Source organism: Steroidobacter cummioxidans, from assembly GCF_003104955.1.
In genome coordinates this window covers 1-12,573 of the sequence record NZ_LSRW01000018.1, presented here as the reverse complement: position 1 = coordinate 12,573, position 12,573 = coordinate 1, and the positions used below count along the sequence as shown (strand labels likewise).

Annotated in this window: 8 protein-coding genes and 1 pseudogene; 5 read left to right on the top strand and 4 right to left on the bottom strand. The window is 61.9% G+C overall.

Going from position 1 to position 12,573, the window contains the following annotated elements:
• Nucleotides 1-43: 43 nt before the first annotated feature.
• On the top strand, nucleotides 44-649 hold the full coding sequence (locus D0550_RS11485) for a hypothetical protein (protein WP_116809335.1): 606 nt from the start codon (nucleotides 44-46) through the stop codon (nucleotides 647-649).
• Nucleotides 650-707: 58 nt separating this feature from the next.
• Here the strand turns inward: D0550_RS11485 and D0550_RS11480 are convergent, their stop codons facing one another.
• Nucleotides 708-1,637 (bottom strand): aldo/keto reductase, encoded by a 930-nt coding sequence (locus tag D0550_RS11480; RefSeq protein ID WP_116809334.1) that lies wholly within the window; start codon nucleotides 1,635-1,637, stop codon nucleotides 708-710.
• A 31-nt stretch (nucleotides 1,638-1,668) separates the two neighbouring features.
• Nucleotides 1,669-3,786 carry a S9 family peptidase gene (locus D0550_RS11475; protein WP_206606213.1) on the bottom strand — a complete coding sequence of 706 codons (2,118 nt, stop codon included), beginning with the start codon at nucleotides 3,784-3,786 and terminating at the stop codon, nucleotides 1,669-1,671.
• Nucleotides 3,787-3,992: 206 nt separating this feature from the next.
• Between D0550_RS11475 and D0550_RS11470 the strand changes: the two genes are divergently transcribed.
• The 4 genes and pseudogenes from D0550_RS11470 to D0550_RS11455 form a co-directional block, all read left to right on the top strand.
• The gene (locus D0550_RS11470) at nucleotides 3,993-4,475 is read left to right on the top strand and encodes an RNA polymerase sigma factor (protein WP_116809333.1); all 483 of its coding nucleotides are present in this window, start codon (nucleotides 3,993-3,995) and stop codon (nucleotides 4,473-4,475) included.
• Nucleotides 4,472-5,524: a FecR family protein gene (locus D0550_RS11465; RefSeq protein WP_116809332.1), complete on the top strand. Its 1,053-nt coding sequence runs from the start codon at nucleotides 4,472-4,474 to the stop codon at nucleotides 5,522-5,524. The genes D0550_RS11470 and D0550_RS11465 overlap by 4 nt, the downstream gene beginning before the upstream one ends.
• Before the next feature lie 98 nt (nucleotides 5,525-5,622).
• Nucleotides 5,623-8,328 (top strand): TonB-dependent receptor, encoded by a 2,706-nt coding sequence (locus tag D0550_RS11460; RefSeq protein WP_153067123.1) that lies wholly within the window; start codon nucleotides 5,623-5,625, stop codon nucleotides 8,326-8,328.
• Nucleotides 8,267-10,378: pseudogene (locus D0550_RS11455) on the top strand (Atxe2 family lasso peptide isopeptidase); the annotation flags it as partial. The gene D0550_RS11460 and the pseudogene D0550_RS11455, both read left to right, overlap by 62 nt.
• A 19-nt stretch (nucleotides 10,379-10,397) precedes the next feature.
• Here D0550_RS11455 and D0550_RS36660 read toward each other — a convergent pair.
• Nucleotides 10,398-12,386, bottom strand: coding sequence for an asparagine synthase-related protein (locus tag D0550_RS36660; RefSeq protein WP_116809329.1), 1,989 nt, complete (start codon nucleotides 12,384-12,386; stop codon nucleotides 10,398-10,400).
• A 12-nt stretch (nucleotides 12,387-12,398) separates the two neighbouring features.
• Complete coding sequence (locus D0550_RS36815) at nucleotides 12,399-12,557, bottom strand: lasso peptide biosynthesis B2 protein (protein ID WP_349770714.1); 159 nt, start codon at nucleotides 12,555-12,557, stop codon at nucleotides 12,399-12,401.
• Nucleotides 12,558-12,573 lie beyond the last annotated feature (16 nt).

Here is a 12,573-nt window from a genome sequence, read left to right as displayed (position 1 = left end):
TCGGAGAGTCCCTATGCGCGATGCAGCCGATAGATCACGAAGTATGTTTCTCGCGGCGTGTTGCAGCCTGCTGCTGCCGTTGGCGAGTCACGCCGCCGACAGTTCAGCGCCGGTTCAGGCGGGCTGGAAGACCCAGGAGATTCGTTACAGCTACACCGGTTTCACCACCGCGTATGACTGCGACGCGGCCCAGGATCGAATCAAAGCGATTCTGAAGGCCTTGGGCGCGCACCCACAAACGCGTGTTTCGGCACAGGGTTGTATGCTCAACAGGCCGTCACGGAATTTCTTCATCACCATCACGACCGCGACGCCCGTGCCGGCCGCGGACCTGACCAAAGCGCCAGGGCAGGACAGTCGCAACGAGTTGCTCAAGCGCCTGGGCGTGGCTTCCAATCAGCTCGATGAAACATTCCCCGCCGAATGGAAAACCGTTGAGCTGTCGCGCGATCGCAAGCTGGATCTGCAGCCCGGCGACTGCGAGCTGATGGAAGGGCTGCGCGATCACGTGCTGCCCAAGCTCGCGGTGAAGATCGAGGCCGACCGCGTCGTGTGTGTGCCGCGCCAGTTGTCGATACAGACCCCTGAGCTGACCGTCTCGGCGCTGGTGCCGATGACGAAGCCGGACGCAGCCAATAAGTCCAGCTGATCTCGATGCAGCTGCTGCGAGGATGTTGTCATCGCCCGCAGCAGCTGCAGTCGAAACATCACCCGACCAGCTGCACCAGCTCCTGCTTTTGCGCCGCCGACAGCAGCGGGCCATAACCGGCCATGAGGTTGTCGGATTGGCGATCGGGTTTGCCGGTGGCCGGGATCACCGCGGTCACGGCCTCGTGGCTGAGGCAGAACTTGAGAAACATCTGCGCCCACGAGGTCACGCCGACTTCGCTGGCCCAGCCCGGCAGCTGTTTGTCCTTGACCTGATTGAACAGCTTGCCGTCGTTGAAGTTGCGATTGGCGAGCACGGCGATGCCCAGATCCCTGGCCATCGGGAACAGCCGCTTCTCGGCGCCACGATTGGTCACCGAATAATTGATCTGCAGGAAGTCGGGCTTGGTTTCCTGAACGACATCGGCCAGCTGATCCTGCGCGGAATCCAGATAGTGCGTGATGCCGGTGTACTTCACCTTGCCTTGCTGCTTCAGTTCGCGCGCCAATGCCAGCTGTGTTTTCCAATCGCCCAGGTTATGAACCTGCAGCAGCTCGACCTTGTCGGTGCGTAGTGACTTGAGCGTTCTCTGAAACTGCGCCAGGCCCTTGTCGCGGCCCACGACGCCGGACAATTTAGTAGCGATGAACGCTTTTGGACGCAGCTTCGCCTCGGCCAGCAGCGGGCCGAGGATGTCTTCGGCATTGCTGTAGGTCGGCGCCGTGTCGATCAGCGTTGCGCCGGCAGCGAAGAAACGCTTCAGCACTTCCTTGAGCGCATCGTATTCCGGGCTGCCCTGAGTGATTTCGAAACTGCCCGAAGTGCCCATGCCGATCGCGGGCAGGCTCTCGCCGCTGGAGGGAATGGTTCGTCTCAATAACATCTTGCCCTCGCTTGCCGCGGCCAGCGATTGCCAGGAGGCGCCGAGCAGCGAAGATCCGGCGAGCACCGCGGCCGACTGGCCCAGGAACTGGCGGCGTGTAGACATTGCACGTTCTCCCGTCATGGAATCAACAACGTTACTTAGCTTTCAGCCAGCGCGCCAGCCAGTCGTGGACCTCATTGAAGAACTGTCGGCTGTTCTCGCCTTGCAGGATCCAATGATTTTCGTCCGGGAACACCAGCAGACGACTTTCGACCTGCTGACGTTGCAGCACACTCCAATACTCCAGCGTGTTGTTCATGGGCACGCGGAAATCGCGCTCGCCGACAGTCACCAGCACCGGCGTTTGCCACTTCGATGCATAGCGGATCGGATTCTGCGTGTTCCAGTCGACGCCTTGCTGCCAGGGCGGCCCGCCCATGTTCTGCTCGCGCGAATAAGTGACATCGCTGGTCGCCCACTGGCTCTCGAGATTGATGAGGCCGGCGTGACTGATCAGGCAGCGATAGCGATCGGTGCTCGCCTGCATCCAGTTCGCCAGATGTCCGCCATAACTTGCGCCGCCGGCGCATTGCCGCGTGCCGTCGATGAATGAATAGCGTGCGATCGCCTCGTCGGCGGCTTGATTGATCTCCAATGCGGGGCCTTCCAAAGGGTCGCCTTGAATGGCCTGCGAGAACGCCGCGCCGAAACCGGTGGACCCGGTGTAGTTGGTGAGCAGCACTATGTAACCGGGGGCGGCGAGCAAGTGATAGTTCCAACGCAGGGAGAAGCTGTCGCGATACATGGTGTGCGGACCGCCGTGCATCAGCACCAGTAGCGGATATTTCTTCGCCGGGTCGAATCCCGGCGGACGCACGATCATGTTGTGGATGCGCGCGCCGCGCTTGCTGTCGAACCAGAAATGTTCGAGCGGTGCCAGATCGAGCTGCGCGATCTTATCTGCCGTGAAGCGCGTCAGTGCCTGGTGGTTGCCACGCTGCAGATCGATGCGCACGACTTCCGGCGGGCTGATCGCGCTGTCGAAGTTCGCAATCAGGACGGGCGAGCTCGATCGATCCGCACCAACGAGATTGCCGTAACCGCCGGCCTTCACGTCGAACGCAAGCGTCGCTTCGCCGCCGCTGCTCTTGCCGCGATAGATCTTCGAATGGCCCGCGTCTTCGGCGAGCAGATAGATATCGCGGTTGTTGGGCGCGATCACGAAGTTCAGCGGATCGCGCTCGGCGGGCAACGTGATATCGGCGCGCCGTTGCAGTGAGGGCCAATCCAACGCCGCCAGATGCGTCGGGGTGAATACCGTCTTGCCGCGCACATCTCGAAATGCATACAGAGTGCGGCCGTCCGGGCTGAATCCAGGTTGGCTCCAGCCGTCGGCGCCTTTGAGATCTTCGCTGCCGGTCAGGCGCTTTGGCTCTCCGCCGCTGACCGCGACTTGCCACAGCTCGGTGTTGGTGTAGTCGAAGGCGCCGCGATTGGCATTGCGACTCGCCGAGAAGATCAGGCTGCCCCCATCGGGTGCCCAGAGCAGATCCAGTTCGCTCGCGCCCGGCGTGCTGCGGCCAGCGAAGCCGGGCTGCTTGATCATTTGTGTACCGGCGAACAGATCGCGTGCGTCATTCACACCGATGGTTTGCACGAAAGCATGCGGTCGGCGATTTTCCGGCAGCCAGGTATCCCAATTGCGGATCGGGAAGCTGTCGTAGGCGCGCATTTTATATTTGCGCGCCTTTTCTTCCGCGACGATGCGCTTGCTGTCCTCGTCGTTGCGGCTGTCCGGCGGCACGTCGCTGGTGAATGCGATCATGCGGCCGTCAGGCGAGAACTTCGGCAAGCGGGCGCCTGTGCTGATGGTCGTGGCACGCAACGCGTCGCCGCCGCCCGTGACGTCCAGGATATAGATCTGCGCGACATCATCACCATCGCGCTTCGAGGCGAAGGCGATGCGCTTGCTGTCCGCGCTCCAGGTCATGCCCGACTCGGACGCGCGCGTTTGCGTCAGCCGGCGCGGCGGGGTTTTGCCGTCGGTGGCGACCAGCCACAGATCGCTCGCTTGCTGATCGTTCGTGTATGCAGGCTCGGTCACGCTGAATACCGCAAGCTTGCCGTCGGGACTGACGGCCGGGGCGCCGACTCGCGGCAATAGCCAGACATCCTCATGCGTGATCGCGCGCTGCTCGGCAGCGTGGATCGATGCGCTCGCGAGGCCAATGGCAATCAATGCGATTGCTCGTGCTACGAAGCAAGTTCTCACTGGCAGCAACTCCTTATCGGTTCGGGCACGGTGCCGTGCAATAACTTCGGTTGCCGATTATTACCGAATCAATGCTGCAGTTGCTCGGGCATTTGTTTATTCCGGCAGTAAGAAAGTCTCGGTAAGACTCCGTTGTCACGCGCGTGCCGAACACGCAATATGCCGCGCGTTTCGCGGACGAGCTCGAAACAACAGGACGCCTATATATGGAAGTGATCTTGAGGCAGCTGCGTGGCCTGAAGAAATTATTGCGCCGACGTGGCGCGACGCCGGAGCAAGCAGAGGATCTGGTGCAGGAGGCGGTGCTGCGCCTGCACGCCTATACCCGCCAGGGTGGCCAGGTCCAGAATCAGGAAGCGTTCCTGACCCGTACTGCGATCAATCTGTCCGTCGATCAGCATCGACACGCCCGCCAGGACAGTTACGAGACCGATCCGATCGAGACCCTGGAGCTGCCCGACCTGGATCCCACGCCGGATGAGGTTTTTGCGGCTGAGCAACGTCTGATGAGGATGCGGGAGGCGCTCGATCGCGCCAACCCCAGGACACGGGAAGTTTTCTTCATGCATCGCCTCTACGGTTTCAGCCACGCCGAGATCGCGCGCCGCTTGCAGATCAGCGTGAGTGCCGTCGAGAAGCATGTTGCCAGCGCCGTGACGATCCTCGCCATCGAACGCCAACGGGAATGACTCCTACGCAAGCGCCAACCACCCGGGACGTGTCGCCGGAGCGACTCGCCGAAGCCAGCGTGTGGATCGCGAAGCTTCACGGCGATGCGCGTGGCCGCGCCATCGAAGATGGGTTGCGCCGCTGGCTGCAAGCCGATCCGGAGAACGCACTCGCGTTCGAGCTGGCCACCGAAGTCTGGGAGGAATCGGAAAAGCTGCGCAGCGTCGTGCCGTTTCGGCCTTTGAATCGGGTCCAGCAACGGCGGCACCGGGGCGCGTTGCTCGCCGCGCTGGCTGGTGCGCTGGCGGTCGTCATCGTCGGAATTGTTTGGTTTCAATACGCGGGTGTCGTTGCCACTGCGGTCGGGGAGCAGCGCCAGTTGGTACTCCAAGACGGCACTCGCGTATTTCTCAACACGGACACGCGCATCGTCGTGAAGTATGACGAGCGGGTGCGTCGGGTCGAGCTGCGTCGGGGCGAAGCGTTGTTCAACGTCGCCAAACGCAGCGATTGGCCCTTCATCGTCATGGCTGGCGATCGGCAGGTGAAGGCGCTCGGCACTTCATTCGTAGTGCGCAGAGATGCGGAACGGCTGGCGGTTACGCTGGTGGAAGGCAGTGTGCTGGTGTCGCCGGTGCAGCCGGCGGCGACCGAGTCGGTGCAACCGTCGATCGACGCACCGGGTGCGATCGAACAGGAACCGGCAACTCCCGCACTGGAGGCTCGGCGCGGCGCGGGCGAGTTCAGGCTCGCCGCAGGTCAACGACTCACGTTCGATAGTGGTGCGGCCACCCGGCTCGATACACCTTCAATTGAGAAGACGACTGCGTGGCGCCGCGGCCAGATCATATTGGATGACACGCCGCTGCAAACCGCGGTCGCCGAGATGAACAGATATAACGAAACCAAATTGGTCGTGGTCGATCCGGAGGCGGCCGCACTTACCATCAACGGGCTCTTCCAAGCAGGTGACTCCACACACTTCGCTAATGCAGTCGCACAAGCCTACGGTCTCACCGTCGTTACGCGCGGTGAGGAAATAGTTCTATCTGGCAAACCCATTCAGTGAGGATTTCAGCAGGCTGCAACGTCGATTATCGGTGTGTCAAAAATCCTGACAATGGTTCAGGACCTGGGGATTGGGGATTCATCGGTTAGGAGACGACTTTGAGCACCAACAATCGGACGTTTCGTAGCAGTGTTCGCTTCGCGCCACGCGCAGCGGCACTGACAGGGAGTGTGCTGACGATTCTCGCTGCGGCGGTCAACGCGCAGGCAATGACTGAATGGGATCTGCCGGAGCAGCCGCTGGCCAAGTCGTTGCGAGAGATCGCAGCGCAAACCGACAGCAACATCCTGTTCGACAAGAAACTGGTCGACGATCAGTCGGCGCCGCCGCTGAAGATGAAGGCGACCACCGAACAGGCGTTGAAACAAGTGCTCGAAGGCACCGGCCTCACCTACCGTCATCTCGACGACAAGACCGTCACGATTCAACTCGCGAGCGCCAACGCAGCGGCGACGACCAGCGCCAGCTACGGCGCGAGCAATGGGCGCATCCGTCTGGCGCAAGCGGAGATGGGCGAAAGCAGCGGAATGCGGCGAGGGCGCCTGGTGGAAGGCCGACCCCTGGAGGACATCGAAGAGATCATCGTCACGGGTACCAACATTCGCGGCATCGAAAACAACACCGCGCCGGTCACCGTCCTGTCGCGCTCTTATATCGATGCGACGGGTTACAGCACGACCGCCAAGTTGCTGGAATCGGTGACGCAGAACTTCGCGCTGGCGAATCGCAGCGGCTATCTCACTCCAGGCGTGAGCGGCAACAATCGCGAGCAGGGTTCCAGCATCAATCTGCGCGGCATCGGTGAGGGCACTACGCTGGTGCTGTTGAATGGCCGGCGTCTTGCGCCGGGCTACCGTTCCGCGGCGGTCGATATCTCGGCGCTGCCATTGTCGGCGATCGATCGGGTCGAAATCCTGCCGGACGGCGCGTCGGCCTTGTATGGCTCCGACGCCGTCGGCGGTGTCGTGAACTTCATCCTGAGGGACGATTTCGAAGGCGCCGAAACGCGACTGCGTGCCGGCACGGCCGACAGCACCAATGAATACCGCGCCAGTCAGGCCGTGGGCAACAGCTGGGGCAGCGGCAACTTCATCGCATCGGTCGAGTACTACCAGCGCGATCTGTTGCTGGCCACCGATCGTGACTTCATCCCAAATGCAGTGCGGCTCGGCTCGATCGCGCCCGAGGACGAGAATTACTCGGCTCTGCTGACTGGCCGGCAGACGCTCGGGGGCTCGGTGAGCATGTTCCTCGACGCGTTGTACACGCGGCGCGATTCGTTCAATCGCGGCGGCCGTATCGATCTCAACGAAACCACGCAGAACGACAACGATCAGGCGGTCGCAACGCTCGGTGTCGACTGGAACGTGGCCGGCGATTGGCAGATCGAGCTGGCGGGCAGCTATGCGCGCAATGAGATCGATCAGTTCCTGTCCAACTCCTCTTTGACCGGCGTGAACAACAACGTGCTGCGCAATACGTTGTTCACCATCGAAGGCGCCGAGATGAAGGCGGACGGCTCGTTGTTCAGCCTGCCGGGCGGCAGCGTCCGGGCGGCGATCGGTGTCGGCTATCGCAGTGAGACGTATGAGGAGCTGAGCGTTTTCCAGCGCACCGGCGCGACCAGTTTCGCCATCGACGTGGACCAGAACATCAAGAGCGCGTTCGGCGAAGTGTATGTGCCGTTCGTCGGCAAGGACAACGCGATCACGGGTGTACAAGCTCTGGAGCTGTCGCTGGCCGGACGTTACGACGATTACTCGTCGGCGGGATCGTCATTCGATCCGCAGGCGGGCGTGATGTGGGAGCCGGTGGGCGGCCTGCGGCTGCGCGCGCGGTATGGCACTTCATACAAGGCGCCCAACCTCGTCGACTACACGCTCTCGAGCAACCTCGCGCAGGCGGGTCCGACCAATCTGCCCGGCCGGCCCTACCTTCTGCAGGTGGGCGGCATCGATGTGGACAGCCTGCGGCCGCAGGAGTCGGAGAGCTCCTCGTTCGGCCTGGAACTGATGCCAGTCAGCCTGCCGGGCTTCGTCGCTTCGCTCAACTACTACAAGATCCGCTATGACAACCTGGTGGCGACGCCTGCGAACGGCAACGCCGGTGTGATTCTGGCCAACCCCGCTGCTTACCAGGACATCATATTCAACAATCCCAGCGTCGATCTGGTGAATCAGTTCATCGCGATCGGCCGGCAAGGTCGTGGCTTCGCGGCCTTGAACGCCGTTGGCATGCCCGATCCCAATTTCACTCCGTCGATGGTGACGGTGATCGTGGATGGGCGGCGTCGCAATCTGAGCCTGGTGCGGGCCGAAGGCGTGGATCTGGCGACTCAGTATGAATTCAAGGTCGGCAGCAGCAGCCTGTTCTTCGGCTTGAATGGCACATACATCCTCAATCAGGAGCAGCAGGTCACCGCTACCTCGCCGGAGATCGATACTGTGGACACGATCTACAATCCGCCGGACTGGCGTGCCCGCGGCTTCGTCGGCTGGCGGATGCAGGGCTGGTCGGCGAACGTGTTCGTGAACCACACCGACGCATATATCGACAATCGGTTGGTGACGCGGCCGACGGTGGATTCCTATACGACCATCGACGCTCGGGTGGCTTATGACTTCTCGGCTCGCTTCAACCGCGGCTTCCTGTCGGGCCTGAGTGTCGCGTTGAGTGCCCAGAATCTGGCAGATAAGGACCCGCCGCCGGTCGCGCTCGTCACCACGACCGACGTGGGCTTCGATGCCACCAATGCCGACCCGCTCGGTCGCTTCATCTCGCTGGAGATCAGCAAGAGCTGGTAATCACATAAGCTCATGGATCCTCCGCGAACCAAGCACTCGTGGAGGGGGCATAGAGGGAGCCTTCGATTCGAAGGCTCCCTCGTTTTATTTGAAAGGAAGAGCTATGAGTCGTGGCGCGCTGCTCGGCGTCTGGGCAATGGCAGCTGTGATGGTTTGCTCGGTTGCTACTGCTGCGCGACCAGTTACCGTCGCAGATATGTCGGCCCTGCGCCGCATCGACACGCTGAGGTTGTCGCCGGACCGAGGCAAGTTCGCAATTCTCGTGCGTCAGGCCGACGTACCTGCCAACAGCTATCGTTTGCAATGGTTGGTGGGCAGCACTGCGGGAGGCACGTTGCTGCCGGTCGGGGATGGTGGCGATGCCAGGCTGGCCATTGGAGTGTCGCAGTCCTACGGCGGAGCGTTCGAGCGTCCTGCGGTTCGCTGGTCCCCCGATGGGCGCTGGATTGCTTATACCGTCTCCCGTGCTGGTGAGGTGCAGCTGTGGCGCAGCAGGGTTGATGGGCGCGCGCAGGAGCAACTCACTCGCAATGCTGCCGACATTCGTAACTTCGAATGGAGCAAGGACGGTGCGTCGTTGTACTTCAGCGTAGGTACGGCGCGTGCTGAGCTGCGTGCGAAAGAGGAGGCGAAGGAACGTAGCGGCTACCACTACGATACCGACCTCAGCGTTTTCACCGACTTGATGGGGTTGCGCGCGCCACCGCGAGATAAAGAGGTCGCTGTCTGGATCGTTGGCGCGCGAGGACGCGGCGAGCGACTGGCCACCGACGCCGAGAGCGAAGAATTCAAACGAGCGCAGGGACTCAGTGGCAGCTCCATCGAGCGTTTCGAGCGCCAGCGCAAGGGCGCGTTTGCCGATCGTGCGGATGGCGCGCGAGCACAGGCGGCCATCGATGAGAGCAATTTCTTCTCGCGTATGCAGTTCTCGCTGCCAGATAGATCCGATCCCGTCGTTTGTCAGGCAGCGGAGTGCGGCGGCTTCATTGATAGCGTCTGGTGGAGCGATCAGAACACCGTGCTGTTCATGCGGCGCGAAGGGCTCGCCAGCGCAGCGACCGGGCTGTACGCCTGGGCGCCTGAAACCGGGCGAGTGACCGTGGTCGCACGCACGCTCGATGACGTGCTCACCTCATGCGACGTGGCCGGCAAGCGATTGGTATGCGTGCGAGAAACTCCCAGTCTTCCACCTCACGTGGCGGCGATCGACAACGACACCGGCGTCGTCGCGGTCGTGGGCGACGTGAACCCGGAGTTTGCAAACATCGCGCTCGGCAAGGTCGAGCGCTTCGAATGGGATACGCCGAAGTTTCCCTGGAACGAGCCGGGCGGCGCATTGGCGGGCACTTATCCGGCACGGGCGTATGGATACATTCTCTATCCGCCCGACTTCGATCCCACACGGCAGTATCCGGTTTTCATCAGTCCGTACGCGGCGGCCGGCTTCGATAACAGCACCAATCGCGAGTATGCGCTGCAGGTGCTGGCGGCGAATGGCTTCGTGGTCCTGAGCACGAATTTCCCGAGCGGCTCGCCCGCTGCCGCGGCCCGGCTCGGCGCCAAGTATGTACAGTCGCTGTATTCGGCCGAGCTGGGATTTCCGCACCTCTCTATGTATATGGAATCGACCGTGCGCGCGCTCGATGTCGCCGCAGCGAGAGGTTTCATCGATCAGCAGCGTGTCGGTATCGGCGGCGTGAGTCATGGCGCGTTCGTGCCTCTGTATCTGGTGCAGAAGTACGATCGGATCGCGGCCGTCGCGGTCTCCGGCGGCAGCTGGAGTCAGGATGAATACTATGCCTATACGCCGCGGGGCCGGGCCCAGCTGGGGGCAATGGGCAGCTGGATGGTGAAGCCGGTCGGCGCCGGTCTGGACTTCTGGAAACAGATCGATCTTGCGGACCATGTCCAGAGCATCGAAGCGCCGCTACTCATCAACGCGATCGCCAAGGAAACGTACGGCCTCACGCGTCTGCTGAATCACATGGCCGAGGCCGGCAAGCCCTACGATGCCTATGTGTTTGCCGAGGAGACCCATCTGAAATGGCAGGCGGCGCACCTGGACGCCATCATGCGCCGTAACCTGGACTGGTTTCGCTTCTGGCTGCAGTCGTACGAGGATCCTGATCCGGGCAAAGCGGAACAATATTCGCGTTGGCGCAAACTGCGCGAGCTGCGGGATGCTGGCTCTTCACCTGCTGCAACCAGATCTCCGCCGACAGGTACGCGAGAATGATGGCCGGCGCGATCATGACGGAAGGCTCCTCCGCGCTGAGACACGTCGTGAGCCGGGCACGATCCAGTAAACCCTCGCGTACCAACAAACCGCTCTCCAGTCGCTCCAGCAGCTGGTGTCGATTGCGTCGGACCACGTCTTGATAGAACTGCGTGCCCGTGCCCTTGCTTTGACGCTTACGGATTGCTGGCGGCAGCAACTCGGCGAAGGCGTGCCGGGCAAGTCCCCGATTCATGCCGTTCATCAGCAGCGTTTCAGTAGGAATGCTCAGCATGAGCTCCCAGATGGGTTGTGAATTCAGCGGGTCGATGTGCTCGGCCCGCTCGCCGGCGGCGAACACAAAGTTGTAGTACGCACTGGCGATGCCTCGCACGTGGTTCTTCTTGCCGGGCGGCAGCGACGACCGTCTCGCCAGGCGCGCCACGCCGCTGTCGAAGTCTTCGTCACTCAAGCGCTCGATCAGATCCCGACTCAGCAGCGTCGGCCGATCGAGAATTCGGATGGGCTCCAGGTACGGTCGACGCAGCAGTCCGTGCTTGATGCTCTTGCCGAGCACGGACCACACCGATTCTTTACTCAGCGCGCTGCTGGTGGTGATGTGTTGCCACAGATCGCCAGTTACGCCGTACCTGTAAGCGTGATCGATTGCGCCCAGCGGTTGTAACGTCGCGAGCAGGACGGAGTCGCCCGCCTGACCGGAGAAGAATGCTTCCGTGCCGTGGCTGGCGATCAACTCCAACGCCGCGTCGTCCATTTCCAATACGCTGAAGTACAGCGAAGGTGCGACGCCGAGGGGCGGCAACTGCAGACGCTGCAGATCCATTGAAACATTGCGCGGTCGGATCACGAGTGCTCTGTGCCATCGTTGTGCTATCAGTTGCGCGTAGTAACGCTCGTCACCACTTGCAGCCACGGAGCGCAGCTTCACGGCCAACCTGGCATCGACGCCCGGCATGTAAATCGTTCGGCGCTCCGAATCGAGGTTGGCCATGTTCAGATAAACGAGCTCAGCGTCGGAAGGTGCATGGGCCAGGCACCCGGCGAGAATGGCGGAATCCAGGCCGCCGGAAAGTTTCAGCGCGATTCGTCGGTAACGTGACGTCCAGGCATCGACGGTGTGCTGGACCGTTGAACGCACCGCGCGTGCGGCAGCGGCGGGCTCATGGAACCTGGGGGCGCCAGCGAACGCGATGGGATCCCAGATGAGTGTGCGTGATCGCTCGGCGTGCGAGATCGTCAAGCGCTCGCCGCGTGGCAGGTGCGTCACCTCCTGCAATCCGGTCGCGTCGGTCCGTACGCTGCTATAGAGCAGCCATTGAGCAATGTGCAGTTGATTGATTGCCAGGGGCAGCGGCGCGATCTGCAAACAATCTTCCAAGTGGGAGAAGAACAGATCGATGCCCGCATGGCGCGCGTGATAGCACGGCAGAGTGCCGATCGGATCGCGGAAGATGTGCAGCCGACCGCTGCTGCCATCACGCAGTATCGCCAGATACGAGCCCCAGTAGTGATCGATCAGATGTTGCCCGGCGGTGGCGATGAGGTTGCTCGTTTCACTCTCGCCGAAGCGGATGTCGGCTGGGCGCGAGTAGTCCTCCTGGCGTCGGTCGAACAACCGACCGACGATCACGCCGGCGTCCCGGTGCAACGGATACTTGTCCGGCGCGCTCTGGTTGTACCTGGAATGCAGAACGAGAATGCCGGGTTCGTCGAATGCGACTGACCAGCGACGCAGCGCCGTATTCAGACGCTGCAGGCAATCCGCGGCGCACAGGCCCGCGACAGCGCGTGGCTGCCAAACGGCAGCAATGTAGCGATACATGGGAGCTCTCTCTCAGACCGCCATGATGGGGGTGTAGCTGGCTGCCTTCTCGACGCCTTCGTTGAACGTGAAGGGCCCATGCTGAATCCAGCAATGTGCACCCCACGGCTCCAGCCGCACGCCAAACACCCAGGTCGGAAAGACGTCATAACGGGCCAGGAATTCGACCAGCGCCAGCGAGTCGAAC

Coding starts and splice junctions, on each gene's coding strand:
- D0550_RS11485 (WP_116809335.1), top strand. CDS start 44: ATGTTTCTCGCGGCGTGTTGCAGCCTGCTGCTGCCGTTGGCGAGTCAC.
- D0550_RS11480 (WP_116809334.1), bottom strand. CDS start 1,637: ATGTCTACACGCCGCCAGTTCCTGGGCCAGTCGGCCGCGGTGCTCGCC.
- D0550_RS11470 (WP_116809333.1), top strand. CDS start 3,993: ATGGAAGTGATCTTGAGGCAGCTGCGTGGCCTGAAGAAATTATTGCGC.
- D0550_RS11465 (WP_116809332.1), top strand. CDS start 4,472: ATGACTCCTACGCAAGCGCCAACCACCCGGGACGTGTCGCCGGAGCGA.
- D0550_RS36660 (WP_116809329.1), bottom strand. CDS start 12,386: ATGTATCGCTACATTGCTGCCGTTTGGCAGCCACGCGCTGTCGCGGGC.